Below are 25,327 nucleotides of genomic sequence, written 5' to 3'. Positions count from 1 at the left end.
GCCCGACCGGCGTACCGGTGCGTCACGATCGCGCCTCGGGGGGCGCCGGGGCCCCGTGGAAGGATGGGGCCGAACAGATGCCCGTTATCCGCGCGCACGGGCGCACGGGCGCGCGTGCGGCCGCCGGTGGACGAGAAGGGACGGACCAGCAGGTGGGCGACAACCAGAACCTCCTGGCGGAGCAGCGGCGCGCGCTCATCCTGGAAGAGGTCAGACGCCGCGGCGGGGCGCGGGTCAACGAGCTGACCCGCAGGCTCAACGTCTCGGACATGACGGTGCGCCGGGACCTGGACGCGCTGGCGCGGCAGGGCGTGCTGGAGAAGGTGCACGGCGGCGCGGTTCCGGTGTCGGGGACGAGCACGCACGAGCCGGGGTTCGAGGCGAAGTCGTCGCTGGAGCCGGGCGCCAAGGAGGACATCGCGCGGGCCGCGGCGGCGATGGCCGCCCCGGGCGGCGCGATCGCGCTCTCCGGCGGGACGACGACGTACGCGCTGGCCCGGCACCTGCTGGACGTGCCGGACCTGACGGTGGTGACCAACTCGGTGCGGGTCGCGGACGTCTTCCACGCCGCGCAGCGCGCGGACGGCTCGCGGGGCGGGCTGCCGGGGGCGGCGACGGTGGTGCTCACCGGCGGGGTGCGCACCCCGTCGGACTCGCTGGTGGGGCCGGTGGCGGACGCGGCGATCGGCTCGCTCCACTTCGACGTGCTGTTCCTGGGGGTGCACGGGATATCCGCCGAGGCCGGGCTGTCCACGCCCAATCTGGCCGAGGCGGAGACCAACCGCCGTCTGGTGCGCTCCGCGCGGCGGGTGGTGGTCGTCGCCGACCACACCAAGTGGGGGACGGTGGGCCTGAGTTCGTTCGCCTCGCTGGAGGAGGTGGACACGCTGGTGACCGACGGCGGCATGCCGGAGGAGACGCGCGCGGAGATCCGCGAACTGCTGCCGGAGCTGGACCTGGTGGTGGCCGACGGGGGCGGAGGCGGCGCGGAGCGCTGAGGCCCGGCGGTGGCGCGCCCACGGCCGGCCGCGCCGGAGGGCACGGGCACCCGGGTGCGGCGCGGCGACCGGCGGCACGGCCGCCCTCCGCCGCGCGCCGGTGGCGCACGCGCCGTGCGGCGCGTACCGCAGTGCGCGTGGCGCGGTGCGCACACCCTGGCGCCCCGGCCCGGACGGGTGCAGACTTCTGGCAGGACAGGGCACCCGGTGGGGGTGGCGCCGGTGAGGGTCCGGCCGTGACGGCGGACCGGCGGTGACGAGGTGGGAGGCGTTGCGCTGTGGCGGAGCCCGAGTTCAGTGCCACCGGAGTGCGGATAGCGCGGTGGCTGCGATCGCTCACCCGGGCCGGGCAGGTCGTCGTCCGCGACGGCCGGCTGGTGCTGCTGACCAGCTACGGCCGGGAGATCGACAGCGCGCCGGTGGAGCAGGTCCGCATCAGCGAGCCGTGGTACGCCGCCCGCGGCCGGGCCCTGGCGGCCGTCAACGGCACCTGGTACGCGCTGCGCCTGAAGGGGCAGATGCGCGACGGCCTGGTGGCGGCGCTGCACGGAGCCCGCGCCCGCTCGTCCGGGGCGTCCGGGCTCGCGGTGGAGCGGCGCACGGCTCCCGCCGACGGCTGAGGCCGCGCACCGCGGACCGCCGCCTCCGGCGGGTGGTCCGCCCGGCGCCCTCCGGCGCTTCCACTCGAGAAGAATGCCCGAGTTGCACCCTTTTGCTACCTGAATCACGCTGATGTCTGTGCCGTAGCGACCGTCAGCTCGCTTGACGCGCTCTCTCACGTCGTCCGGACACCCTCAACCGCCATCAGGGAGCCGCAGTCGTGATCAGTCACCACAGCACGTCCGGCCGACAGCGGACGGTGGAGTTCCAGGCCCTGCCCTCCCGGGCCGGTCAGGTCCGCCGCATCGTGTCGGCCCAGCTGCGCTACTGGAAACTGGACGCGCTCGTCGCCCCGGCGGCCGACGGCGTCGCCGAACTGCTGGCGGGAGTCCACCGGCACGTGGGCCCGGACGGGCGCTGCACCGTGGAGATCGCGCTGCGCCTGGACCGGCTGACGATCTCCGTGCGCGACCAGGTGCCGCAGCTCTCCCCCGTCCAGCTCCTGGGAGTGCCCCTCGGCGGCGGGCTCGGGCCGGCACGGCGCGACATCGCCGGCGAGACCGCGTGGATCACCCTGCCGGTACCGGCCCCGGCCGCGCCGGCCGACGGCGCGGCGGCCGACGGCGCGGCGGACACAGTGGACACGGCAGCTCCGGCAGCGGGCCCGGCGGGCGCGGGTACGGCGGGGGCTTCCCCGCACCGGCGGCCGCTGCCCGCCCCGGAGCCGCTGCCGCGCGTCTGAGGCGCGCCCGCGCCGCGGCGGGGCCGTTCCCCGACCGCGCCGGCGTACGACGGCCGGCGCCCCGCCCGCCCCGCGGGGCGCGGCTCAGCCCCGCGCCGTCACCATCGGGTCGTCCAGGACGGGCTGCCAGGCCAGCTCGGCGGCGCCGACCAGGCTGCTGTGGTCCAGTTCGCAGGCCAGCACGGGCACTCCGCCGCTGCGCCCCCACAGACTGCGGTCCGCGATGACGGCGCGCAGCCGCTCGGCGTCCGCCTCCAGCAGGGCGCGGTGCAGCCCCCCGAGGATGATCCGGTCGGGGTTGAGGATGTTGACCAGCCCGGCCAGGCCCAGGCCCAGCCGGTCGATGAGCAGGTGGGCGGCGTCGCGTACGGCCGGGTCGGTGGCGTACTCCGTGCGGAGCAGTTCCAGGGCGCGCTTGAGCAGACCGGTCTCCGGGCCGGGCTCGCGGCCCGCGGCCTCCAGGAAGGCCAGCGGGTCGGTCTCGACGTCCAGGCAGCCCCGTCCGCCGCAGTGGCAGGACCTGCCGCCCGGGTCCACGGTCAGGTGGCCGACCTCCAGGGCCAGCCCCGAACTCCCGGTGTGCAGACGGCCGTCGAGGACGAGCGCGCCGCCGACGCCGCGGTGCCCGGTGGCCACGCACAGCAGGTCGCGGGCGCCGCGTCCCGCGCCGTGGCGGTGCTCGGCCAGGGCGACGAGGTTGACGTCGTTGGCGGCGAAGCCGGCCGCGGGCGCGTCGCCGGACGGGCCGGTGACGCCGGCCTCGGCCAGGCACCGGGTGAAGATCTCCCGCACGGGCGCGCCCGGGGGCCAGGCCAGGTGCAGCGGGTTGAGGGCGGTGCCCTCCGGCTCGGCGACGGCGGAGGGCACCGCCAGACCCGCGCCCAGGCAGCGCCGCCCGGTCTCGCGCAGCAGCCGCGCCCCGGCGCCGACGACCTCGCCGAGGACCTGGGCCGGATCGGCCTCCACGGTCACGGCGCCGGGCACGGTGGCGACGATCCGGCCGCCGAGCCCGACGAGCGCGGCGCGGAAGCCGTCGGCGTGCACCTGGGCGGCGAGGACCACCGGGCCGTCGGGATCGACCGACAGCCGGTGGGAGGGACGGCCCTGGGAACCGGCGGCGACGGCGGGCCGGGAGTCGACGGTGATCAGCCCGAGCGCCTCCAGCTCGGCGGCCACGGCTCCGGCGGTCGCCCGCGTCACGCCGAGTTCCGCGGTGAGCACCGCGCGGGTGGGCGCGCGTCCGGTGTGCACGAGTTCCAGCGCCGGGCCGAGGGCTCCGCGGCCTCTCTCCAGCCTTGTTGTACGCGTCGGGGTCACTGTCCCATTCTGGCTTTGTATCCCCCGCGAACAAAGCGGGGTGCGCCAAGCGCCGCGGACGGGCCGCGACGCCCCCCGGTGCCACGGCCGCCGTGGACACGGCCGGTGCCTCCGGTCACCGTCGCACGAGGCCCGGTCGCCGCCCGCCGCGGCCGTGCGGGCCGGATGCGGCGCCCGGGGGCCGACGGGGGCCGACGGCCGTGCCGCGGGGGCGACCGGCGTACGAGCCGGCGAGCCGGAGGACGGCCCGGGCCGGCGGGGCCGGCGTCGGCCGCGCGGTGCTCGCGCGCTCCTCGCGGGGTACGCCCGCGCCGGCCCCCGTGCGCGGCGGAACCCGCCCCGGGGGCGCCCTTCCGCGTGCGTCCGGTTCCGTACACGGCGGCGCGGACCACCGGCCATCCGCGGGAAGATCCGCTGGAACGCCGTTCAGGACGTACGCTCATAGAGCGGCGAGGGAGGGCACATGGCTGAGGGTCTGCGATTCGAACTGCTCGGTCCGCTGCGAGCCTTGCGCGACGGGACCGAGGTGCCGCTGGGGCCGCCCCGGCAGCGGGCGGTGCTCGCCGTCCTGCTGCTCCAGGAGGGGCGGCCGATGGCGTACGACGCGCTGGTGAGCGCGGTCTGGGGCGGCGAGCCGCCGTCGCACGTACGGAACCTGGCGCAGAAGTACGTCTCCGGCCTGCGCCGGGCCTTCGCGGCGGCGGGCGGGGGCGGTTCGTCCCCGGAACTGGTGTGGACCGGCAGCGGATACCGGCTGGAGAACGCCAGGATCGACGACCTGGCGGAGCGGCGGACGCTGTTGCGCGAGGCGCTGTCCGCGCGCGAGTCGGGCGATCTGCGCCGGGCGGGCGCGCTGGCGAGGGAGGCGGAGGAGCTGTGGCGCGGCGAGTTCGCCGAGGGGCTCGCCGGCCCGTACCTGGCCGGTGAGCGGCGCCGCTGGGCGGAGAAGCGGCTGATGGTGCTGGAGACCCGGCTGGAGGGCGACCTGGAACTGGGCCTGTACCGCGAGTGCGTCCACGAGCTGGTGCGGCAGGTGGCCGAACACCCGCTGCGCGAGCGGCTGGTGGGCCTCCTGATGCTGGCGCTGTACCGCAGTGGCCGCCCCTCGGACGCGCTGCTGGCGTACGAGGACGCGCGGCGGCGGCTCTCGGAGGAGATGGCGGCGGAGCCCGGTCCGGCGCTGCGGGAGCTGCATGCGCGGATCATGCGCCAGGATCCCTCGCTGCTGCCGGAGTCGGCGCTGGCCTCCTGACTCCGGCGCGGCCCGGAGCCGGGGAGCTCCGGCCGCCCGCGGCTAGGAACCCCCCTCGGAGCCGGTCAGTCCGACGGCGGCGGCGAGCCGGGTGACGGCGAGGTCGAAGAACTCCTCGCGGGCGTCGACCAGTTGGTTGAACTGGCCGAACACCTCGAAGCCGATCAGGCCGAACAGCTGGGCCCAGGCCGCGATGAACCCCGCGGCCACGGGGGCGGGCAGGTCGAGGCCGAGCCGCTCCATGAGCCGGTCGGCGTCCTCGGCGACGGGCCCGGGGACGGCCGGCGCGGACGCGCCGCCGGCGGGTTCGCGCAGGGCTCCGGCCGCACGGGCGTCGCGCACGACGACCATCAGGGCGAGGGCGACGCGCGAGGCGGGGGCGACGGTGCTCCGGGGCGCGGAGTAGCCGGGCACGGGCGAGCCGTAGATCAGCGCGTACTCGTGCGGACGGGCCAGGGCCCACCGCCGTACGGCCCGGCAGACCGCCAGCCAGCGGGCGACCGGCGCGTCGCGGTCCGCCGCGGCCAGGGCGCGTTCGGCGGTGGAGCCGATGGCGTCGTAGGCGTCGATGATCAGCGCGGTCAGCAGGTCGTCGCGGCTGGGGAAGTACCGGTAGAGCGCGGAGGAGACCATGCCCAGCTCACGGGCGACCGCGCGCAGGGAGAGCCGGGCGGCGCCCTCCTCGGCGAGTTGTCTGCGCGCCTCCTCCTTGATGGCGGCGGTGATCTCGGCGCGGGCCCGTTCCCTGGCTCCTCGGATCGCGTTCATGGGGGTCAGTCTGCCAGCCCCGGAAGCGCCGCACGGAAAGGAGAGCAGTGCTCTTGTGCGGACGCGGACGGCGTGCAACACTGTTCTCGGATGAGAGCGGTGATCTCACTTTGGAGCGCTTTTCTCGTCTCGGCAGTCCCGCACGGCGTTCCCCCATGGGTCTTCCATGGGGTTTCCCACACGGCCCGGAGCCCTCGCCCAGGAGGCGGACCATGACCGCACGGCAGCACAGCGGATCGCAGCCCACGTCCCGCACCACACCGCGCCCCGCGCCGCACTACCGGAAGACCGGCGCGCTCACCGACAAGGTGCTCAACAGGCTGGTGGCCTGGCTGATCCGGCGGGGCGTCGGCCCCGCCGGATCCCGGACCCTGGCGGTGCGGGGGCGCAAGAGCGGCGAGTGGCGCACCACTCCCGTCAACCCCCTGGAGTTCGAAGGCGCCCGGTACCTCGTCGCGCCGCGCGGGCACACCCAGTGGGTGCGCAATCTGCGCGCGGCCGGCGGCGGGGAGCTGCGCATCGGCGGGCGCGTGGACCGGTTCACGGCCGTGGAGCTGCCGGACGAGGAGAAGCCGGCCGTGCTGCGGGCCTACCTGAGGAAGTGGAAGTGGGAGGTCGGCGCCTTCTTCGACGGCGTCGGCCCGGCCTCGAGCGACGGGGAGCTGCTGGCCATAGCCGACCGGCACCCCGTCTTCCGGATCACCCGGGAGGGATGAACCGGTGCCCGGGGTGCCGGGGAGCGGCGCCCGGCACTCAGCGGTCCAGCCTCTCCAGGGCCCGCTGGGCCAGGGGGTGGGTGCGGACGAGTTCGCCGAGGGTGGTCGTCCCCCGCGTGATCCTCGCGAAGGCGTTCCAGGCCGGCCGGAAGCCGGTGAGCACCGCGTGCAGCAGCTTCGGGCGGCGGGCGAAGACGGCGTGCATCCGGCTTCCCACGCCCATCTCCACGCCCAGTCCCGACTTGACGGCGAAGGCGTAGTTGAGGGCCTGGCGGCGGGCGTCCACCGCGTCGTGCGCCTCGGCGACCCGTACGGCCCACTCCCCCGCCAGCCGCCCGGAGCGCAGGGCGAAGGAGATGCCCTCGCGCGTCCAGGGCTCCAGCAGCCCGGCGGCGTCGCCGCAGACCAGGACCCGGCCCCGGGAGAGCGGGGAGTCGGCCGAGCGGCAGCGGGTGAGATGGCCCGAGGAGATCTCGGGCTCGAAGCCGGCCAGCCCGAGGCGGGCGATGAAGTCCTCCAGATAGCGCTTGGTGGCCGCGCCCTCGCCGCGGGCCGAGATCACCCCGACCGTGAGCGTGTCGCCCTTGGGGAACACCCAGCCGTAGCTGCCGGGCAATGGCCCCCAGTCGATGAGGACGCGGCCCGCCCAGTCCTCGGCCACCGACGGCGGCACCGGGATCTCGGCCTCCAGGCCCAGGTCCACCTGGTCGACCTTCACCCCGACATGGGCTCCTATCCGGCTGGCGCTGCCGTCCGCGCCGACCACGGCGCGGGCCAGGACGGTGCGGCCGTCGGCGAGGACTACGGCGACGGTGCGCCGGTCGGGGACGGCCGGGCCGTGCTGCTCGACGCGGGTGACGGTGACGCCCGTCCACAGCTCCGCGCCGGCCTTCTGCGCGGACTCCACCAGCGCCTGGTCGAACTCGGGCCGGTTGACCAGCCCGAACAGCATGTTCCGGGAGCGCCGGGTGCGGGCGAACCTGCCGTCCAGCGAGAAGGTCACCGCGTACACCCGGTCGCGCAGGGGCAGTTCGAAGCCCGGCGGCAGGGCGTCCCTGGAGGGGCCGATGATGCCTCCGCCGCAGGTCTTGTAACGGGGGAGTTCCGCCTTCTCCAGGAGCAGGACCCTGCGTCCGGTGACGGCCGCGGCGTACGCCGCCGAGGCCCCGGCCGGTCCCGCTCCGACCACCACGACGTCCCACACCGGGTCCCGCCGCTCCGTACCCTCGGCGCCCTCGACGCTTTCCCTGCTCACGTGTGTTACCGCTCCCGCTCGGCCGCTTCCGGTTACCGCCGCATCCTAGGACCTGCGGCCGCCCGGCTCCCCTGTGGGAGTATCGGCACCACGTATCCGCCTGTACGTACGGTGATCCCGCCCACAGGCACACAACGCAGCACCACGAAGGAGCGTTCCCCCATGGCGCACGACGCACTGGCCGCCACCGTCGCCTCGCTGATGCCCCAGGCCCGCACCGAACTCGGCGAGTTGGTGGCCTTCAGGTCGGTGGCCGACCCGGCGCAGTTCCCGCCCGAGGAGTGCGCCGCGGCGGCCGGATGGGTGGCGGACGCGCTGCGCGCCGAGGGCTTCACCGACGTGGCGCTGCTGGACACGCCGGACGGCACGCAGTCGGTCTACGGCTTCCTGCCTGGCCCGGCCGGCGCGCCCACCGTGCTGCTCTACGCCCACTACGACGTGCAGCCGCCACTGGACGAGGACGCCTGGCTCTCCCCGCCGTTCACGCTGACCGAGCGCGACGGGCGGTGGTACGGGCGCGGCACCGCCGACTGCAAGGGCGGCTTCATCATGCACCTGCTCGCGCTGCGCGCCCTGAAGGCCAACGGCGGGGTGCCGGTGAACGTCAAGGTGATCGCCGAGGGCTCCGAGGAGATGGGCATGGGCGGCCTGGAGCGCTACGCCGAGGCGCACCCGGAACTGCTGGCCGCCGACAGCATCGTCATCGGGGACTCCGGCAACTTCCGCGCCGGTCTGCCGACCGTCACCGCGACGCTGCGCGGGATGACCATGCTGAAGGTGCGGGTGGACACCCTGGAGGGCAACCTGCACTCCGGGCAGTTCGGCGGCGCCGCTCCGGACGCGCTCGCCGCGCTCATCCGGATGCTGGACTCGCTGCGCGCCGAGGACGGCTCGACGACCGTCGACGGGCTGGCCGCGGACGCCTCCTGGGACGGCCTGCAGTATCCGGAGGAGGACTTCCGCAGGGACGCCAAGGTGCTCGACGGAGTGGAGCTGATCGGCTCGGGCACCGTCGCCGATCGCGTCTGGGCCCGTCCGGCCGTCACCGTCCTCGGCATCGACTGCCCGCCCGTCGTCGGCGCCACCCCGTCGGTGCAGGCGAGCGCGCAGGCGCTGATCAGCCTGCGGGTGCCGCCGGGCACGGACGCCGCCGAGGCTACCAAGCTGCTCACCGCCCACCTGGAGTCCCACATCCCCTGGGGCGCGCGCCTGGAGGTGGAGCAGGTGGGCCAGGGCCAGCCGTTCCGCGCGGACACCACCAGCCCGGCGTACACGGCGATGGCCGAGGCGATGCGCGAGGCGTACGACGGCGCCGAGATGCAGACCGCCGGCATGGGCGGCTCGATCCCGCTGTGCAACACCCTGGGAACGCTCTACCCCGAGGCCGAGATCCTGCTGATCGGCCTGAGCGAGCCGGAGGCGCAGATACACGCCGTCAACGAGAGCGTCTCCCCGGACGAGCTGCGGCGGCTGTCGGTGGTCGAGGCGCTGTTCCTGCGGAAGTACGCCGAGGCCCGGCGCGGCTGACCGGACCGGCCGTCGGCGGGTGGCGGCGCCGGGGCCCGCGCGCACCGCGGGTCCCGGCCCGCTCCGCCTTTCCCCGGCCTTCCCGGCCTTCCCCGGCCTTCCCGGCCTTCTCCGGCCCTCCCCGCCTTCCGGCGCCTCCCCCGCCGCCTGGCGGGCCGGCCCGTCAGGCGCCGACCGGCGTGCCCGCCTCCAGATTGAGCGTGATGCCCCGCTCGCGCGCCCGCAGCGCCCAGCGCAGCCGGTCCATCCGCACCGGGGGCAGCAGTCCGGCGGCCTCCTGCTCGGTGACGAAGCGCCAGCCGCGCAGTTCCGCGCCGGGCAGCAGCAGGTCACGGGCGGCCGTGGTGGTCAGCCGGCCGCCGTCGAAGAGCAGCCGCAGACCGCCGTAGCCGGGCGGCCGGGGCGGTTCCCAGTCGATGACGAGCAGGCGGAGCGCGGTGTCCAGCCGCAGTCCCAGTTCCTCGGCCACCTCGCGCACCCCGGCGCGGGCGGGCGGTTCGCCGGGCTCGACCACACCGCCGGGGAACTCCCAGCCGGGTTTGTAGGTCGGGTCGACCAGCAGCACTCGGTCCACCTCGTCGAAGAGGAGGACCCCGGCCGCCACGGTCTCCGCGGTCGGTTCCGGGGTCTGCACGATGTCGCAGGCGCCGTTCCCGGCGCGTATCGCCTCCGCCACCCGCTCGGCGGTCTGCCGGGGGGTGAGGGAGGTGGTGTCGACGGTGTGCGCGTCGGCCCGGAGCCAGGCCAGCGCCCGCCGGTACGCCGGAAGGCGCTCCAGGCACCAGCGGCGCACCGCGGCACTCGCCCCGGCGTCGCCCGGTACTTCCTCGCGCCGGGCGACGCGCTCGCGGAGGATCGTTTCGTCAACGTCCAGCAGCACATGCCGCACGGGAATGCGGCGGGCCGCCAGCCCGCCGAAGACCTCGTCGCGGTACTCCTGCCGCAGCAGCGTCATGGGTGTCACCAGGGTGCCGCCCACCTCTGCGTGGAGGGCGGCGGCCGTGTCCACCACGAGCCGCCGCCAGGCGGGCAGGTCCTGGAAGTCCGACACCTCCTCCAGGCGCTTGCGCGGCAGGAGCACGCGCAGCCCGGCGCCGACCAGTTCGGGGTCGAAGAGGACGCTGTCCGGAAGCAGCTCGACCAGTTCACGGGCCGCGGTGGTCTTGCCCGCGCCGTAGGCGCCGTTCAACCAGACGATCACGGTTCCCCCATTCCGTCGACCCCGGTTCCCTGCCCGCTCCACCCTGTCCCGGAAACGCGCCCCCGCCCCCGGCGCGGGCGCTCACACGAAACGGCCCAGCGCCTCCCGGCAGGCCGCCGCGGCCCCGACGAGGCCCGCGCCGGTTCCCGTTCCGGCGGGGACGACCTCCAGCCCCCGGACGAAGGAGAGCGTGGCGTACTCCCCCAGCGCCCGGCGCAGCGGCCCGAACAGCACCTCACCGGCCTGGGCCACTCCCCCGCCGATCACCGCTATCTCGATCTCCACCAGGGTCGCGGTCGCGGCGATCCCGGCCGCCAGCGCCCGCGCCGCGCGTTCGAAGGAGGCCGCGGCCACCGGGTCCCCCGCCCGCGCGGCGGCGGCCACCCCGCGGGCGGTGGCGTCGCCGTCCGGTCCGGGCCGCCAGCCGTTCTCCAGGGCCCGGCGTGCGATGTTGGGTCCGCTGGCCAGACCCTCCACGCAGCCGCGCGCCCCGCACGGGCAGGGTTCGCCGTCGAGGTCCACGCTGATGTGGCCGATGTGGCCCGCGTTGCCGGTCGGCCCGGGGTGCAGCCTGCCGTCGAGGACCAGCCCGCCGCCCACGCCGGTGGAGACGACCATGCACAGGGCGTTGTCCCGGCCGCGCGCCGCGCCCTGCCAGTGCTCGGCGGCGGTGATCGCCACACCGTCGCCCACCAGGGTCACGGGCATCTCCCCGACGACGGCGCGCACCCCGTCCACCAGGGGGTGGTCCCGCCAGCCGGGGATGTTGACCGGGCTCACCGTGCCCCGCCGGGCGTTCACCGGCCCGGCGCTGCCGATGCCCAGCGCCGCCACGCGCGGCCACTCGGCCGCGGCCCGCAACTCGCCGAGCACCTCGGCCACCGTTCGCATCACGCTGTCGCCCGGCTCCCGCGCCGGGGTCGGCCGCTGGGTCCGCAGCAGCAGCCTGCCGTCGTCGTCCACCAGTGCGCCTGCGATTTTGGTGCCGCCGATGTCGAGGGCAGCGAGGAGATCCTGGTCCATGAGCGGAAAGTCTCACCCATCTCTGACAACGTTGTCCACTCTCCTGGCCCGCTCTATGCTCTGGGGCCACCGAGGTACGAGGACGTACCGAGCACCACCGTGTCACCGCCCGCCGACGACAGACAGGACCGCAGTGGCCGACACCGCCCGCCCCGCCCGTACCACCCAGCGCCGCTACGGGCTGCGGCCCACGATGAAGGACGTGGCCGCCCGCGCCGGGGTCGGCCTCAAGACCGTCTCCCGGGTCGTCAACGGCGAACCCGGTGTCACCCCCGACACCGAGCGCAGGGTGCGGGAGGCCATCACCGCCCTCGGTTTCCGCCGCAACGACAGCGCCCGCATCCTGCGCAAGGGCCGCACCGCGAGCATCGGACTGGTCCTGGAGGACCTCGCCGACCCCTTCTACGCCCCGCTCAGCCGCGCCGTCGAGGAGGTCGCCCGGGCGCACGGCGCGCTGCTGATCAACGGCTCCAGCGCCGAGGACAGGGAGCGCGAGAGGGAACTGGTGCTCGCCCTGTGCGCCCGGCGCGTGGACGGCCTGGTCATCATCCCGGCCGGTGACGACCACCGCTATCTGGAACCGGAGATCGCCGCCGGGGTCGCCACCGTCTTCGTCGACCGCCCGGCCGCCCGCATCAAGGCCGACGCGGTGCTCACCGACAGCTTCGCCGGCGCGCGCGAGGGCGTCGCCCACCTCATCGCCCACGGCCACCGCCGGATCGGCTTCATCGGCGACCTGCCGCACATCCACACCGCCGCCGAGCGCCTGCGCGGCTACCGCGCCGCGATGCGGGAGGCCGGACTGCCGGTGGACGAGTCCTGGGTCGCGCTCGGCCCGACCGACCCCGAGCGGGTGCGGTCCGACGCCGAGCGCATGCTGGCGGGGCGGGGCTCGGCGGCGGGGCCGGTCACCGCGCTGCTGACGGGCAACAACCGGGTGACCGTCACCGTGGTGCGGGTGCTGGCGGGCCTGGATCGGCGTGTGGCGCTGGTGGGCTTCGACGACTTCGAGCTGGCCGACCTGCTGACCCCGCCGGTCACCGTCATCGCCCAGGAGCCCGCCCTGCTGGGCCGCAGGGCGGCCGAACTGCTCTTCCGCCGGCTGGACGGCGCCGACGACGCGCCGCGGCGCGTGGAGCTGCCCACCCGGCTGGTCCCGCGCGGCTCGGGGGAGATCCCCCCGCACCCCTGACCCTCGGCGCGGGCCCGGGACCCGCCGCCCCGCGAGGCCGCCGAGGGCGGACCGGGTGAGCCCGGTCGCCTCCGCAACCTCGGCGGCGTCGAGCGCGCCGCGGTCCGGGCCGCGCAGCAGGTGCGCGCTCAGGGCCCTGGCGCCGGCGGGTTCGTCCGGCACGTGCCGCCCTCCCTGGCGGCGTACGCGGCGCGCCGGGCCGTGGTGGATCCGCCCAGGCCTCGTGCACCCGCTCGCGCGGCCTGGCCGGCAGCACGTTGGTCGAGCCGTCCGACAGCCGCGCCCCGTGCCCGCGGCGGCCCGCACCACCGCCTCGGCGTGGTCGGCCGCCGGGTGGTCCGGGGACTGGTACGCCGCCCCCGCCCCGCAGGCGGCGCTGTGGTCGAAGGTGCCGTGGTGCAGGCCCGTCACACCTCCCCCGGCCGCGCCGATCATGCGGACGACGGCGGCGCGGCCGTCGGGTCCGAGGACCGCCCGGGTGGTCTCGATCCGGACCTCGAAGCCGATCCGGCCCGGCCGCAGCCCGTGCGCCCGCTCGAACTCCCCGCACAGCCGCGCCATCGCGCCGACCTGCTCGGCGTGGGCACCTTGGGAGGGGTGACGACCCGTCCGCCGGGCAGGCCGCCCGCCTCCGTCAGCGCGGTGAGGAAGACGTCCAGGGTGCCGATGCCGCGGTCGCGGACGGCGGCTTCCGGGAACTTCGTCCGGATGCCCGTGTACGGGGGCGCGGTGCCGCCGGCGCACGCCGCCGCCACCGGCCGTGCGGCGCGGACGGCCGGTGGCGGCGGCGTCCTCCTCGCCGTCGGGGCGGAGTCCGCAGCCGTCCTCGGAGTCGGTGCGCAGGTCCTCCACCGGCTCGCGCTCCAGCTTGGCCCGCCCCTCTCGTGCACCGCCCCGGCGAGGGCGTCGGCGGGCACGTGGACGGTGTGCACCGGCCGGCGGGTGCCGGGGTCGCCGGGGCAGCGGCGGGCGAGTCCGTCGTCGGCCGCGGCCGACGAGGCGCTCACGTCCCGGCGCACCGGGTCCCCGCAGGGGTCGCGACCGCCTCGTCCCGCGCCGTCCGCGCTCCCCGGCTCGTCGACCGGACGTCGATCCCCGGGCCGACGCCGGCCGGCCGCCGATCCGGGCGTCAGCACCCGCCGCGCGCCGCTTCCGGTCCGGCGGCCGCTTGACCCTGACGCCTGCGTCAGGGTCGGACGATGGCCGGCATGGACAACCACAACGGCCGCGGCACGGCACACCGCGGCACCAGGACCGTCGTCGTCACCGGGGCGGGCACCGGCATCGGCCGGGCCACCGCCCGGGCCTTCGCCGCCGAGGGAGCGCACGTGATCGCGGTCGGGCGGCGCACCGGGCCGCTGGAGGAGACGGCCGCCGGCCACCCGGGCATCATCCCGCTGGCCGCCGACGTCACCGCCGGGGACGGGCCCGCGCGGATCGTCCGCGCCGCGCTGGACGCGCACGGACGGCTGGACGTGCTGGTCAACAACGCGGGCGTCGTGCGCGGCGGCGCCCCGGGCGCGCTCGTGCCCGGGGAGGTGGAGACCATGATCGCCACCAACCTGATCGCGCCCGCCCTGCTGGCACAGGCCGCGCTGCCCGCGCTGGAGGCCTGCGGCGGGGTGATCGTCAACGTCACCACCTCGGTGGGGCAGCGCGCCTGGCCGGGCGACTCGCTCTACGCGGCGACCAAGACCGCGCTGGAACTGCTGACCCGCAGCTGGGCGGTCGAGCTGGCGCCCCGCGGGATCCGGGCCGTCGCGGTCGCACCCGGCGCGATCGACACCCCGATCGGCGAGCACCGGGGCCTGACGCGGGAGGAGGCGGCGGAGGTGCGCGAGTGGCAGCTCGCGCGCACCCCGCTGGGCCGGATCGGCCGGCCCGAGGAGGTGGCCTGGGCGATCACCCGGCTCGCCTCCCCGGAGGCCTCCTTCGTCACCGGGGCCGTGCTCCCGGTCGACGGCGGGGCGGTCGTGGCGTGAAAGGCGCGGCGCGCGGGGCGGCCGTGGTAGCCATGGCCCCGGAGGTGGGGAGGATGCGGATCGGCGAGCTGGCGGAGGCGGCGGGGACGACGCCCCGCGCGCTGCGGCACTACGAGCGGGCGGGCCTGATCTCCTCGGAGCGGGCGCCCAACGGCTACCGGGTCTACGACGAGCGGGCGGTGGTGCGGGTGCGCAACATCCGCCACCTGCTGGCCGCCGGGCTCACCCTGGAGGACGTACGGGCGTTCACGCCGTGCCTGGACGGGGACGTGGCCGCCGCGCCGCCCTCCGGCCGGGGCCTGGAGGTCGCGCTGGAGCGGCTGGCGGTGCTGGACAGGCGCATCGCCGCCCAGACCGCGATACGGGACCGGCTGGCGGCCGCGCTGCTCCGGGCGACCGGGGAGCGGGTGCGCCCGGTGGCCTGAGCCCGGCCCCGGCCGCTGCCCGCTTCCGCGGAGGTGTCAGCCCTTGCGGGCCTTGACCTCCTCGGTGAGCTTGGGGAGGACGTCGAAGAGGTCGCCGACCACGCCGTAGTCGACCAGGTCGAAGATCGGGGCCTCCTCGTCCTTGTTGACGGCCACGATGGTCTTCGAGGTCTGCATGCCGGCCCGGTGCTGGATGGCGCCGGAGATGCCCGCCGCGATGTAGAGCTGCGGCGAGACGGACTTGCCGGTCTGGCCGACCTGGTGGGTGTGCGGGTACCAGCCCGCGTCCACCGCGGCGCGGGAGGCGCCGACGGCCGCGCCGAGGGCGTCGGCCAGGTTCTCGACGACCGAGAAGTTCTCGGCGCCGTTGACGCCGCGGCCGCCGGAGACCACGATCGCGGCCTCGGTCAGCTCCGGACGGCCGGTCGACTCGCGCGGGGTGCGGGAGACGACCCTGGTGCCGGTGGACTTCTCGCCGAAGGTCACCGACAGCTGCTCGACCGTGCCCGCGGCCGGGGCGGCCTCGGGAGCGGCGGAGTTGGGCTTGACGGTGATGACCGGGGTGCCCCTGGAGACGCGGGACCTGGTGGTGAAGGACGCGGCGAAGACCGACTGGGTCGCCACCGGGCCCTCGTCGCCGGCCTCCAGGTCGACGGCGTCGGTGATGATGCCCGAGCCGATGCGCAGCGCCAGGCGGGCCGCGATCTCCTTGCCCTCCGCGGAGGAGGGGACCAGCACGGCGGCCGGGGAGACGGCCTCGTAGGCGGCCTGGAGCGCGTCCACCTTCGGTACGACGAGGTAGTCGGCGAACTCGGGGGCGTCGGCGGCGAGCACCTTCACCGCGCCGTACTCGGCCAGCTTCGCGGCGGCCTGGTCGGCGCCGGCGCCCAGGTGCACGGCGACCGGGTCGCCGATGCGGCGGGCCAGGGTCAGCAGCTCGAGGGTGGGCTTGCGGACGGCGCCGTCCACGTGGTCGACGTAGACAAGGACTTCAGCCATGGGAGTTGCTCTCCTGCGAGGATTGCGAGGGCGGTTGAGGAGTGAGGGGTGCGACGGGCCTTCGGGCTCAGATGAACTTCTGGCCCGCGAGGAACTCGGCGAGCTGCTTGGCGCCCTCGCCCTCGTCCTTGACGATCGTGCCCGCGGTGCGGGCCGGACGCTCGGCGGCCTCGTCGACCTTGGTCCAGGAGCCCTCGAGGCCGACCTCGTCGGCGTCGATGTCCAGGTCGTCCAGGTCCAGGGACTCGACCGGCTTCTTCTTGGCGGCCATGATGCCCTTGAAGGAGGGGTAGCGCGCCTCGCCGGACTGGTCGGTCACGGAGACGACGGCCGGGAGCGCGGCCTCCAGCTGCTCGGTCGCGGCGTCGCCGTCACGGCGGCCGGTGACCTTGCCGTCCTCCACGGAGACCTCGGAGAGCAGCGTGACCTGCGGCACGCCCAGGCGCTCGGACAGCAGCGCGGGCAGCACGCCCATGGTGCCGTCGGTGGAGGCCATGCCGCAGACGACCAGGTCGTAGCCGGTCTTCTCGACGGCCTTGGCCAGCACCAGCGAGGTGCCGATGGCGTCGGTGCCGTGCAGGTCGTCGTCCTCCACGTGCACGGCCTTGTCGGCGCCCATGGAGAGGGCCTTGCGCAGGGCGTCCTTGGCGTCCTCGGGGCCGACGGTCAGGACGGTGACCTCGGCGTCGTCGGCATTCTCGGCGATCTGCAGGGCCTGCTCGACGGCGTACTCGTCGAGCTCCGACAGCAGACCGTCCACGTCGTCGCGGTCGACGGTCAGGTCATCGGCGAAGTGCCGGTCGCCGGTGGCGTCGGGCACGTACTTCACACAGACAACGATCCTCAAGCTCACGCCGGCTCTCCTACTTGCGTCGTCATTACTGGCTGCCGTGTCTCACAGGCAGCATAGGCGCCTGATCGGGGCGGGTTCCGGTCCGGTGGGGCCGGCTCTCCATCCAGGATATTACTCGTCAGTACACCCACCCCCTTCCCCGGAGGCAAGGCCGGTGAACTGTGACCTTGCCAACGGCCCGGAAGGGCTCGGGAAGGCCCGGAAGGGCTCAGGAGGGCACGGCGCCCTCGTGCAGGGCGTTGTAGCCCCCCGCGTGGTACAGCAGCGGGCGGCCCGCCCCCGAGGAGTCCCCGGCCACCGCCTGGGCCAGCACCACCCGGTGGTCGCCGGTGGGCACCCGGGCGACCACGCCGCAGACCATCCAGGCGAGCACGCCCTCCAGCACCGGTACGCCGTGGGGACCGCGGCGCCAGCGGGTGGGCGGCGCGAAGCGGTCGGCTCCGGGGCGGGCGAAGGTGGCGGCCAGCTCCCGCTGGTGTTCGCCCAGGACGTGCACCCCCACGTACTCCGCCTCGGCGACCACGGGCCACGCGGAGGAGGCGGTGCCGATGTTGAAGGAGACCAGCGGCGGCTCGGCGGCGACGGAGGCGAGGGAGGTCGCGGTGAATCCGGCGGGGCGGCCGTGCCCGTGGGCGGTGATCACGGCGACCCCGGCGGCGTGCCGCCGGAAGACGGCGCGCAGCAGCGCGGGACCGGCGTCCGTCGTCTCCGGTGTCCGCTGGGTGCCGCTCGGCGCGCTCATATGAGATCCCCTGCCCACACCGTGCCAGGCTGGCGATCCGGAGCGATCTCCGTCAAGTTCGGCCGGCGAGATGGGACCAGGGTCACGCGGAGCGCGGTCAGCGCGGTGCGCCCGGCGCCTCCGGCGCCCGCGGCGCTCACACGGCCTCCCCGAGCGCGGCGATGACGTCCGCCTTGCGCGGCTGGCCGCCGGCCCGCCGTACGATCCGTCCCCGCGCGTCCAGCACCAGGACGGTGGGGGTGCGCATGATCCCCAGCCGCCGTACCAGGTCCAGCCGGGCCTCGGCGTCGATCTCCACATGGGCGACGCCCTCGACCATGTCCGAGACCTCCGCCAGGATCCGCCGGGTGGCCCGGCAGGGCTGGCAGAAGGCGCTGGAGAACTGCACCAGCGTGGCCCTCCCGCCCAGCCGCTCGGCGCCGATCTCCTCCGCGGTCAGCCTCTCCTCCGCGTCCCGTCCGCGCACCGTCATCCTTCCGTTCCGCCTGCTGTGCACCGTCCCGAAGGCGCCGGCCAGCGCCAGCACCGCCAGGCACACGATCAGTCCCGTCATCCCCGCCCTCCCGTCGCAGCCCCGTCCGCCGTCCGCCGTCACGGCCCCCGGCCGCTCCGGCCGTGTCCCGCATCGTCTCCCACAGCGTCGGGCGGCATGCCGCCGATTCCCGGATCCGGCCGCTCCCGCCCTCCCCGGTGCGGAATGCTGTCGCCATGAGGGTCGACATACGAGGAACGAGGTTCGCGGCGGCCGTGACCGCGCTGGTCCTGGCCGCCGTGCTGGTCGGCGGGAGCTTCTGGCTGCTGGCCGCGCAGGCGCTGGTGTTCGCCTCCGGGGCGGTCCTCGGGGTGGGGCGTTCGCCGTACGGGCTGGTCTTCCGCCGCCTGGTCAGGCCGCGGCTGGGTCCCCCCGCCGAGACGGAGGACGCGGCGCCGCCCCGGTTCGCGCAGGCGGTGGGGCTGTTCTTCGCACTGGTGGGCCTGGTGGGGTACGGCGTGGGACCGCTGTGGCTGGGCATGGCGGCGACCGCCTGCGCGCTCGCGGCCGCCTTCCTCAACGCCGCGTTCGGCTACTGCCTGGGCTGCGAGGTCTACCTGGCCCTGCGCCGGGTCACGGGGTGAGGAACCGGGCGGGGGAGGCGGACGGGCCGGGGGTGGACCGGGAACGGGCCGGGGGCGGGCCGCGACGTGACGAGGATCTCCCGTCCCCGGGATTGGCCGGGGAAGTTACGGACGCGTAGGTTCGGGTAGATCAGCCGGGAGAACCCTCCCCAGGCAGCCTCCCAGAAGGGTCCTCCCCTATGGCAGAACTCGTGTACCCACCGGTCATCGGTGCCGCCCACGCCCTGTTCAAGGCGCTCGACCTGCGCTTCGACATCGACGGCACCGAGCACATACCGCGACGCGGCGGCGCCGTGCTGGTCAGCAACCACATCGGCTACCTGGACTTCGTCTTCGCCGGGCTGACCGCCCGGCCGGCCAAGCGCCTGGTTCGCTTCATGGCGAAGGAGTCGGTCTTCCGGCACAAGGTCTCCGGGCCGCTGATGCGCGCGATGAAGCACATCCCGGTGGACCGCTCGCAGGGCGAGCACGCCTACCGCCACGCGCTGAAGGCGCTGCGCTCCGGCGAGATCATCGGCGTCTTCCCCGAGGCGACGATCTCGCAGTCGTTCACCCTGAAGAAGTTCAAGACGGGTGCGGCCCGGATGGCGCAGGACGCGGGCGTGCCCGTGCTGCCCGTCGCGCTGTGGGGCACGCAGCGGCTGTGGACCAAGGGTCACAAGCGGGACTTCGGCCGCAACCACTTCCCGATCACCATCCGCGTGGGCGAGCCGATCCAACCCGCCGGGGGCGAGTCGGCGGCCGGTCTCACCGAGCGGCTGCGCGAGCGCGTGCAGGAGCTGCTGGAGGCGGCGCAGCGGGCGTACCCGGTGCGCCCCAAGGGACCGGACGACACCTGGTGGATGCCCGCGCACCTGGGCGGCACCGCCCCGACCCCGGCCGAGGCCGGGGCGCTGTAGGGCCGGGGCGCTGTAGGGCCGGGCGGCGGGCTTCAGAGCCTCTGCGGGAGCAGCCGCTCCGGCCGGCACGCGGTCACCGGCCCGCTGCAAAGCCGTCAGGACGGGCTCGGGCGGGGCCGCGTGGAGCTCCGGGACGTCGTACTCCTCCCGCGTCCGGGTCCGGGATGTGCGCGAGCCGCTCCCCGTCGAGCGAGAAGCGCGCGTCCACGCCGGGCCCGTTGCCGCGCGGGTCCTGGCGCGCCCGGGGGCGGACGGGCGGCTTGAGGGCGACGTGAGGGCGACGTAAGGGCAACCAAGCCGTGGACGACGTCCGGCCTCTGGTGGCACAGGGCCGCCCGGATGCCCTCGTGGCGCAGCGGGGCCGCCGGCGCGCGACTCGGCGTAGCGGATGCCGTTGCGGGTGGCGAGCACGTCCGGGGCGCGCCGGGCCACCCGCCGGTCGCCGCTGTCGAAGGAGCGCGGGATGGTGTCGCGGACGAAGCCGCAGGCGGTCTCGGCGTGGCGCCCGGGGCCGCCTTCACCGTCCGTGCGCCCGCCGGTCCGCCTCCCGCGGCCGCGAGGCCGTCTCCGCCGTCAGAGCTGCCATCAGAGCCGCCATCAGGGCCACCGCCAGAGCCGTCACCAGAGCCGCCGCCAGGGGATGCCGGTGGTCGACGGCCTCGCAGGCGGCGAGGTGGGCGGACGGATCCGGGTCCTGCCGGATCGGCTCCATGATCCGCGAGCCCGGGAGGGCAGAGGGCGGCCCGCCTCCCCTTCTCCGGTCGGCGGGCCGCTGCCGCGGTCAGCGGGCCATCTCCTCCCGCAGCGCGGCGACGAAGCCGTCGACGTCCTCCTCGGTGGTGTCGAAGGAGCACATCCAGCGCACGTCGCCGGCGGCCTCGTCCCAGAAGTAGAAGCGGTGGCGCTTCTGCAGCCGCTCGCCGACGTCGCGCGGGAGCCGGGCGAAGACGGCGTTGGCCTGGACGGGGTGGAGGATCTCCACGCCCTCGACGGTGCGCACGCCCTCGGCCAGCCGCCGGGCCATGGCGTTGGCGTGGGAGGCGCCGCGCAGCCACAGGTCGCCGGCGAGCAGCGCCTCGAACTGCACGGAGACGAACCGCATCTTCGACGCCAGTTGCATCGACAGCTTGCGCAGGTGCTTCATGGCCCGTACCGCGCCCGGGTTGAGCACGACGACGGCCTCGCCGAAGAGCATGCCGTTCTTGGTGCCGCCGAAGGACAGCACGTCCACGCCCGCGTCCGTGGTGAACGCCCGCAGGGGTACGTCCAGCGCGGCCGCGGCGTTGGCGATGCGGGCGCCGTCGAGGTGGACGGCCATGCCGTACCCGTGGGCCGTCTCGCAGATCTCCCGGATCTCCTCGGGCGTGTAGACGGTGCCCAGTTCGGTGTTCTGGGTGATCGAGACGGCCTGCGGCATCGCCCGGTGCTCGTCGTCGAAGCCGTACGCCTCGCGCTCGACCAGTTCGGGGGTGAGCTTGCCGTGCTCGGTGGGCACGGTCAGCAGCTTCAGCCCGCCGACGCGCTCGGGCGCGCCGCACTCGTCCACGTTGATGTGGGCGCTCTCGGCGGCGATGACCGCGCCCCAGCGGTCGGTGAGCGCCTGGAGGGCGACGACGTTGGCGCCGGTGCCGTTGAAGACCGGGAACACCTCCGCCGCCGGCCCGAGGTGGGCGCGGAAGACGTCCTGGAGGTGGGCGGTGTACTCGTCCCCGCCGTAGGCGGTCTGGTGGCCGCCGTTGGCGAGGGCGAGCGCCGCCAGGATCTCCGGGTGCGCGCCCGCGTAGTTGTCGCTGGCGAAGCCGCGCACGTGCGGGTCGTGGCGGCGGCGCGCGTCCGTCACCGGGGGTGCCGGGGGCGCGGCGGTCGGGTGGGCCTCTACGGTTGCGGGGTCAGCCACAGGCGGTGTCCGTTCACTTCCTCGGCGGGCCTGTCCCAGACGCCGGCGATGGCCTCGGCCAGTTCCCCGACGTCGGTGAAGCCCGCGAACCTGGCATTCGGGCGCTCGGCGCGCATCGCGTCGTTGACCAGCGCCTTGACCACCAGGATCGCAGCCGCGGCCGGCGGGCCCGACGCCGCCCCCTTGCCCGCCTTGCGGAAGGCGTCGGCCAGCGCCAGGGTCCACGCCTCGGCGGCGGCCTTGGCCGCGGCGTAGGCGGCGTTGCCTGCGGTGGGGCTGGTCGCGCCGGAGGCGCTGACCAGCACGTAGCGACCGTTGCCGCTGCGGCGCAGGGCGCCCTCGAAGGCCAGGGAGGTGTGCTGCACGGTGCGTACCAGCAGCCTCTCCAGCAGGTCCCAGTGGGACAGGTCGGTCTCGGCGAAGGCCGCCGAGCCGCGCCAGCCCCCGACCAGGTGCACCAGCCCGTCGACGCGCCCGTACTCCTTCTCGGTGCGGGTGGCCCACTCGCGGGTGGCCTCCAGGTCGAGCAGGTCGACGGTGTCGCCGGTGACGGTGGCTCCGCCGTGCGCGAAGCGGGCCCTGTCCACGGCCTCGGCCAGCCGCTCGGCGTCCGCGTCGGCCGCGACGACGGTGGCTCCCCGTTCGGCCAGGCTCAGCAGCGCGGCCTGTCCGGCCGGTCCCGCCGCGCCGGCGACGGCGACGACGGCGCCGTCCAGGGGGCCGCCGTTGCCGTTGGAGGTGCTGGTCATGGTGATCGCCTCTCTGTGACGTCCGGTGTTCACGCCGCGACCGGAACGGCGGACTCGGCGGTGATGCCCCTGGTCGACGCGATCACGTTGCGCAGCTTCTTGGCGAGGGCCTCGTAGAACATGCTCAGCGGGAACTCGTCCGGGAGCACCTCGTCCACCAGCTTGCGCGGCGGCAGGCTCAGGTCCAGGGCGTCGGGGCCCTTGGCCCAGGTCGAGCCGGGGTGCGGCGCGAGGTAGGTGGAGACCAGCTCGTACGCCTTGAACCAGTGGACCAGCTTCGGGCGGTCGATGCCCTCCCGGTAAAGGGTCTCGATCTCCTCGCGCAGGTGCACGGTCACCTCGCGGGCCCGGTCCCAGTCGATGCTGAGCTTGTTGTCCGTCCAGCGCAGGGCGTCGTGCTTGTGGAGGTAGGCGAACAGCAGCTGGCCGCCCAGCCCGTCGTAGTTGCGGTTGCGCTCACCGGTGACGGGGAAGCGGAACAGGCGCTCCAGCAGCACGGCGTACTGCACGTCGCGGCCCTGCGGCAGGCCGTCCGCCTCCAGCTTCACGGCCTCGTGGAAGGCGGTGAGGTCGCAGCGCAGCTCCTCCAGGCCGTACATCCAGAACGGCTGGCGCTGCTTGATCATGAACGGGTCGAAGGGCAGGTCGCCGTGGCTGTGGGTGCGGTCGTGGACCATGTCCCACAGCACGAAGGTCTGCTGGGCGCGCTGCTGGTCGGCGAGCAGCCCGCGGGCGTCCTCGGGCAGCTCCAGCTTGGTGACCTCGCAGGCGGCGTCGACGACCCGGCGGAAGCGGGCGGCCTCGCGGTCGCAGAAGATGCCGCCCCAGGAGAACCGCTCGGGCACCTCGCGCACGGCGATGGTCTCGGGGAAGAGGACCGCGGAGTGGGTGTCGTAGCCGCTGGTGAAGTCCTCGAAGGTGATGCCCAGGAAGAGCGGGTTGTCGTAGCGGGTGCGCTCCAGCTCGGCCAGCCAGTCCGGCCAGACCACGCGCAGGACGACGGCCTCCAGGTTGCGGTCGGGGTTGCCGTTCTGGGTGTACATGGGGAAGACGACCAGGTGCTGGAGGCCGTCGGCACGCCGGGAGGCGGGCTGGAAGGCCAGCAGGGAGTCCAGGAAGTCGGGTACGCCGAAGCCCTCCTCGGCCCAGCGGCGCAGATCGGCCACCAGGGCGCGGTGGTACGCCTCGTTGTGCGGGAGCAGTGGCGCGAGCTCCTCGACGGAGGCCGTGATCCGCTCGACGTGCCGCTCGACCTCGGCCCGCGCGGGGGCGCCCTCGGCGTCGAAGTCGATGGAGCCGTCCTTGGACTGGGCGGGACGGACGGCTTCGACGGCTTCCTTGAGCACCGCCCAGGCGGGGTGCTCCACCACACGGTCGGCGAACGGGCCTCCGGTGGCCGGAGCGCTACCCGTCGTCACTGCGGGCGAAAGGATTTCCGTCATCACTGTCCCTTCACAGGAGAAACTTTCGTACCAGCACCGTAGCTGCGCAGACTTCCCTGATCAACCGGAGGGCAAGCAAATCCTTCGGCCGGTTACCCCCAATGCAGATGTTTTTCCTGTGCGTGAGCGCTGAAACGGAAGACATGAGCGCGCATGTGCCATGGACACAGGCCGGGCCGACCGCGGTCCCCGGGCCCGCGGGGGCGGTCCGCCCCCGGCCCCCGGGCCGTGATCGTCCGCGGCTACCCTGTCGGCGCGTACGCACCGGCGTCGCCGTCCTTGGACACCACCGAACACCACCCGGACATCACCGGACACCAGAGGAAAGCGAGAACGTGCCGTGCCACTGCTGACCGTCGGGCACCGCGGAGTGATGGGCGTCGAGCCCGAGAACACCCTGCGGTCCTTCGTCCGTGCCGAGCGCGAGGGCATGGACGTCATCGAGCTGGACCTCCACCTGAGCCGGGACGGCGCGCTGGTGGTGATGCACGACGCCGACGTGGACCGCACCACCGACGGCTCCGGGCCGATCGCGGAGAAGACCCTCGCCGAGCTGCGCGGGCTGGACGCCGGCCTGGGCGAGCGGATCCCGGTCTTCGAGGAGGTCGTGGAGGCGGTCTCGGCGCCGCTCCAGGCCGAGATCAAGGACCGCGCCGCGGCGCGTGTGCTCGCGGAGGCCGTCGAACGGCTCGGTCTGCACGAGCGGGTCACGGTGATCTCGTTCCACGACGACGCCCTGCGCGAGACCCGCAAGCTGCTGCCGGACGTCCCCGTCGCGCTGGTCACCGGCAGGTCCACCCCCACTGCCCCCGAGCGCGCCGTGGAGCTGGGGGCTCAGATGGTCTCCTGCGAGCTCCGGTGGTTGGACGAGGACGTCGTCGAGCGCTGCCACGCGGCGGGGATCAAGGTGATCTCCTGGACGGTCAACACCGACCAGGACCTGGCCCGCGTCCGCGAGCTGGGCCTGGACGGCGTGGTGACCGACATGCCCGCCGTCAGGAGGGCGATCGCCGAAGCGGCTTGACGAGCAGTTCGAACTCCAGGTCGTCGCGGAGCGGAACGCCGAAGCGCTCGTCGCCGTACGGGAAGGGGCTCGTCCGCCCGGTGCGGACGTAGCCGCGGCGCTCGTACCAGGCGATCAGGTCGGCCCGCGCGGTGATCACCGTCATGTGCATCTCGCGGGCCCGCCACCGCTCCCGCGCCACCCGCTCGGCCTCCGCCAGGACCGTCCTGCCCAGCCCCCCGCCCTGGAGGGCCGGCCGGACGGCGAACATCCCGAAGTACGCGACCGCCTCCCCCGCCCCGCCCTCGCGCCGCTCCAGCTGGCAGCAGGCGACCGGCTCGCCGTCCCGTTCGGCGACCAGCATCAGGCTGCCGGGGGCCCGGATGACGCCGGCGACGCCCTCGGGATCGGTGCGCTGCCCGTCCAGCAGGTCCGCCTCGGTGGTCCAGCCGGCCCGGCTGGCCTCGCCCCGGTAGGCCGACTCCACCAGGGCGACCAGCGCGGGGACGTCGCTCTCGTCCGCGGTCCTGAAGCGCGGGCCGGAGGCGGTGCCCAAGGCGGCGGACTCGGCGGACCCGGGGGTGTTCACGGCGTTCGGGGCGTTCATGGCGCCGAGCCTAACCGGCCTC

At 75.0% G+C, this 25,327-nt stretch carries 26 protein-coding genes and 2 pseudogenes; 12 read left to right on the top strand and 16 right to left on the bottom strand.

Annotated features, from left to right (window positions below; translation table 11 throughout):
- Positions 1-152 precede the first annotated feature (152 nt).
- From QC029_RS02030 to QC029_RS02020, 3 genes are all read left to right on the top strand, one after another.
- Positions 153-998, top strand: coding sequence for a DeoR/GlpR family DNA-binding transcription regulator (locus QC029_RS02030; protein WP_279553562.1), 846 nt, complete (start codon positions 153-155; stop codon positions 996-998).
- A 278-nt stretch (positions 999-1,276) separates the two neighbouring features.
- Positions 1,277-1,618 (top strand): hypothetical protein, encoded by a 342-nt coding sequence (locus tag QC029_RS02025; RefSeq protein ID WP_279553535.1) that lies wholly within the window; start codon positions 1,277-1,279, stop codon positions 1,616-1,618.
- 200 nt (positions 1,619-1,818) lie between these two features.
- Positions 1,819-2,340: an ATP-binding protein gene (locus QC029_RS02020; RefSeq protein WP_279553534.1), complete on the top strand. Its 522-nt coding sequence runs from the start codon at positions 1,819-1,821 to the stop codon at positions 2,338-2,340.
- A gap of 84 nt (positions 2,341-2,424) precedes the next feature.
- On the opposite strand, the gene QC029_RS02015 is transcribed toward QC029_RS02020, so the two are convergent.
- The gene (locus QC029_RS02015) at positions 2,425-3,657 is read right to left on the bottom strand and encodes an ROK family protein (RefSeq protein WP_279553533.1); all 1,233 of its coding nucleotides are present in this window, start codon (positions 3,655-3,657) and stop codon (positions 2,425-2,427) included.
- Between the two features lie 463 nt (positions 3,658-4,120).
- Between QC029_RS02015 and QC029_RS02010 the strand changes: the two genes are divergently transcribed.
- Positions 4,121-4,909, top strand: coding sequence for an AfsR/SARP family transcriptional regulator (locus QC029_RS02010; RefSeq protein ID WP_279553532.1), 789 nt, complete (start codon positions 4,121-4,123; stop codon positions 4,907-4,909).
- A gap of 42 nt (positions 4,910-4,951) precedes the next feature.
- On the opposite strand, the gene QC029_RS02005 is transcribed toward QC029_RS02010, so the two are convergent.
- Positions 4,952-5,677, bottom strand: coding sequence for a TetR/AcrR family transcriptional regulator (locus QC029_RS02005; RefSeq protein WP_279553531.1), 726 nt, complete (start codon positions 5,675-5,677; stop codon positions 4,952-4,954).
- Positions 5,678-5,889: 212 nt separating this feature from the next.
- On the opposite strand from QC029_RS02005, the gene QC029_RS02000 reads away from it, so the two are divergent.
- Positions 5,890-6,393, top strand: a complete 504-nt coding sequence (locus QC029_RS02000) for a nitroreductase family deazaflavin-dependent oxidoreductase (RefSeq protein ID WP_279553530.1) — start codon at positions 5,890-5,892, stop codon at positions 6,391-6,393.
- 37 nt (positions 6,394-6,430) lie between these two features.
- On the opposite strand, the gene QC029_RS01995 is transcribed toward QC029_RS02000, so the two are convergent.
- A complete protein-coding gene (locus tag QC029_RS01995; protein WP_279553561.1) occupies positions 6,431-7,597 on the bottom strand; it encodes a geranylgeranyl reductase family protein in 1,167 nt (388 codons plus the stop codon).
- A 213-nt stretch (positions 7,598-7,810) separates the two neighbouring features.
- Between QC029_RS01995 and QC029_RS01990 the strand changes: the two genes are divergently transcribed.
- Positions 7,811-9,175, top strand: coding sequence for a dipeptidase (locus QC029_RS01990; protein WP_279553529.1), 1,365 nt, complete (start codon positions 7,811-7,813; stop codon positions 9,173-9,175).
- 163 nt (positions 9,176-9,338) lie between these two features.
- Here the strand turns inward: QC029_RS01990 and QC029_RS01985 are convergent, their stop codons facing one another.
- Both QC029_RS01985 and QC029_RS01980 read right to left on the bottom strand, forming a co-directional pair.
- Positions 9,339-10,376 (bottom strand): NUDIX domain-containing protein, encoded by a 1,038-nt coding sequence (locus QC029_RS01985; RefSeq protein ID WP_279553528.1) that lies wholly within the window; start codon positions 10,374-10,376, stop codon positions 9,339-9,341.
- Positions 10,377-10,457: 81 nt separating this feature from the next.
- Positions 10,458-11,399 carry an ROK family protein gene (locus QC029_RS01980; protein WP_279553527.1) on the bottom strand — a complete coding sequence of 314 codons (942 nt, stop codon included), beginning with the start codon at positions 11,397-11,399 and terminating at the stop codon, positions 10,458-10,460.
- A 193-nt stretch (positions 11,400-11,592) separates the two neighbouring features.
- On the opposite strand from QC029_RS01980, the gene QC029_RS01975 reads away from it, so the two are divergent.
- A complete protein-coding gene (locus QC029_RS01975) occupies positions 11,593-12,591 on the top strand; it encodes a LacI family DNA-binding transcriptional regulator (protein ID WP_279553560.1) in 999 nt (332 codons plus the stop codon).
- A gap of 30 nt (positions 12,592-12,621) precedes the next feature.
- On the opposite strand, the pseudogene QC029_RS01970 reads toward QC029_RS01975, so the two are convergent.
- Positions 12,622-13,610 (bottom strand): annotated as a pseudogene (locus QC029_RS01970) (aldolase); the annotation flags it as partial.
- Between the two features lie 180 nt (positions 13,611-13,790).
- On the opposite strand from QC029_RS01970, the gene QC029_RS01965 reads away from it, so the two are divergent.
- Both QC029_RS01965 and QC029_RS01960 read left to right on the top strand, forming a co-directional pair.
- Entirely contained in the window at positions 13,791-14,573 is a 783-nt protein-coding gene (locus tag QC029_RS01965; RefSeq protein ID WP_279553526.1) for an SDR family NAD(P)-dependent oxidoreductase, read from the top strand.
- 53 nt (positions 14,574-14,626) lie between these two features.
- On the top strand, positions 14,627-14,998 hold the full coding sequence (locus tag QC029_RS01960; protein ID WP_279553525.1) for a MerR family transcriptional regulator: 372 nt from the start codon (positions 14,627-14,629) through the stop codon (positions 14,996-14,998).
- Between the two features lie 36 nt (positions 14,999-15,034).
- Here the strand turns inward: QC029_RS01960 and QC029_RS01955 are convergent, their stop codons facing one another.
- The 4 genes from QC029_RS01955 to QC029_RS01940 form a co-directional block, all read right to left on the bottom strand.
- A complete protein-coding gene (locus QC029_RS01955; protein WP_279553524.1) occupies positions 15,035-15,997 on the bottom strand; it encodes an electron transfer flavoprotein subunit alpha/FixB family protein in 963 nt (320 codons plus the stop codon).
- A 67-nt stretch (positions 15,998-16,064) separates the two neighbouring features.
- Positions 16,065-16,850: an electron transfer flavoprotein subunit beta/FixA family protein gene (locus QC029_RS01950; RefSeq protein ID WP_279553523.1), complete on the bottom strand. Its 786-nt coding sequence runs from the start codon at positions 16,848-16,850 to the stop codon at positions 16,065-16,067.
- Positions 16,851-17,058: 208 nt separating this feature from the next.
- Positions 17,059-17,592, bottom strand: a complete 534-nt coding sequence (locus QC029_RS01945; RefSeq protein WP_279553522.1) for a flavin reductase family protein — start codon at positions 17,590-17,592, stop codon at positions 17,059-17,061.
- Between the two features lie 136 nt (positions 17,593-17,728).
- Positions 17,729-18,145, bottom strand: a complete 417-nt coding sequence (locus QC029_RS01940) for a thioredoxin family protein (RefSeq protein ID WP_279553521.1) — start codon at positions 18,143-18,145, stop codon at positions 17,729-17,731.
- 155 nt (positions 18,146-18,300) lie between these two features.
- Here QC029_RS01940 and QC029_RS01935 point away from each other — a divergent pair, with 155 nt between their 5' ends.
- Positions 18,301-18,708 (top strand): DUF4395 domain-containing protein, encoded by a 408-nt coding sequence (locus QC029_RS01935; protein WP_279553520.1) that lies wholly within the window; start codon positions 18,301-18,303, stop codon positions 18,706-18,708.
- A 179-nt stretch (positions 18,709-18,887) separates the two neighbouring features.
- Positions 18,888-19,607, top strand: a complete 720-nt coding sequence (locus QC029_RS01930) for a 1-acyl-sn-glycerol-3-phosphate acyltransferase (protein WP_279553519.1) — start codon at positions 18,888-18,890, stop codon at positions 19,605-19,607.
- Between the two features lie 69 nt (positions 19,608-19,676).
- Here QC029_RS01930 and QC029_RS01925 read toward each other — a convergent pair.
- From QC029_RS01925 to QC029_RS01905, 5 genes and pseudogenes are all read right to left on the bottom strand, one after another.
- A pseudogene (locus QC029_RS01925) lies at positions 19,677-20,087 on the bottom strand (transglutaminase); the annotation flags it as partial.
- Positions 20,088-20,124: 37 nt separating this feature from the next.
- The gene (locus tag QC029_RS01920; protein ID WP_279553518.1) at positions 20,125-20,319 is read right to left on the bottom strand and encodes a hypothetical protein; all 195 of its coding nucleotides are present in this window, start codon (positions 20,317-20,319) and stop codon (positions 20,125-20,127) included.
- Between the two features lie 69 nt (positions 20,320-20,388).
- Complete coding sequence (locus tag QC029_RS01915) at positions 20,389-21,504, bottom strand: low specificity L-threonine aldolase (protein WP_279553517.1); 1,116 nt, start codon at positions 21,502-21,504, stop codon at positions 20,389-20,391.
- The gene (locus QC029_RS01910) at positions 21,483-22,253 is read right to left on the bottom strand and encodes an SDR family NAD(P)-dependent oxidoreductase (protein WP_279553516.1); all 771 of its coding nucleotides are present in this window, start codon (positions 22,251-22,253) and stop codon (positions 21,483-21,485) included. The genes QC029_RS01915 and QC029_RS01910 overlap by 22 nt, the downstream gene beginning before the upstream one ends.
- Positions 22,254-22,282: 29 nt before the next feature.
- The gene (locus tag QC029_RS01905; RefSeq protein WP_279553515.1) at positions 22,283-23,695 is read right to left on the bottom strand and encodes a DUF6421 family protein; all 1,413 of its coding nucleotides are present in this window, start codon (positions 23,693-23,695) and stop codon (positions 22,283-22,285) included.
- A 340-nt stretch (positions 23,696-24,035) separates the two neighbouring features.
- Here QC029_RS01905 and QC029_RS01900 point away from each other — a divergent pair, with 340 nt between their 5' ends.
- Complete coding sequence (locus QC029_RS01900) at positions 24,036-24,719, top strand: glycerophosphodiester phosphodiesterase family protein (protein ID WP_279553514.1); 684 nt, start codon at positions 24,036-24,038, stop codon at positions 24,717-24,719.
- Here QC029_RS01900 and QC029_RS01895 read toward each other — a convergent pair.
- Positions 24,691-25,305, bottom strand: a complete 615-nt coding sequence (locus QC029_RS01895) for a GNAT family N-acetyltransferase (protein WP_279553513.1) — start codon at positions 25,303-25,305, stop codon at positions 24,691-24,693. The two genes, QC029_RS01900 and QC029_RS01895, sit on opposite strands and share 29 nt — an antisense overlap.
- Between the last annotated feature and the right edge of the window lie 22 nt (positions 25,306-25,327).

This window comes from Streptomyces sp. DH37, assembly GCF_029813835.1.
In the GTDB taxonomy this organism is placed as follows: domain Bacteria; phylum Actinomycetota; class Actinomycetes; order Streptomycetales; family Streptomycetaceae; genus Streptomyces.
The sequence above is the reverse complement of the archived record's forward strand: the minus strand, read 5'-3'. Positions and strand labels throughout refer to the sequence as shown.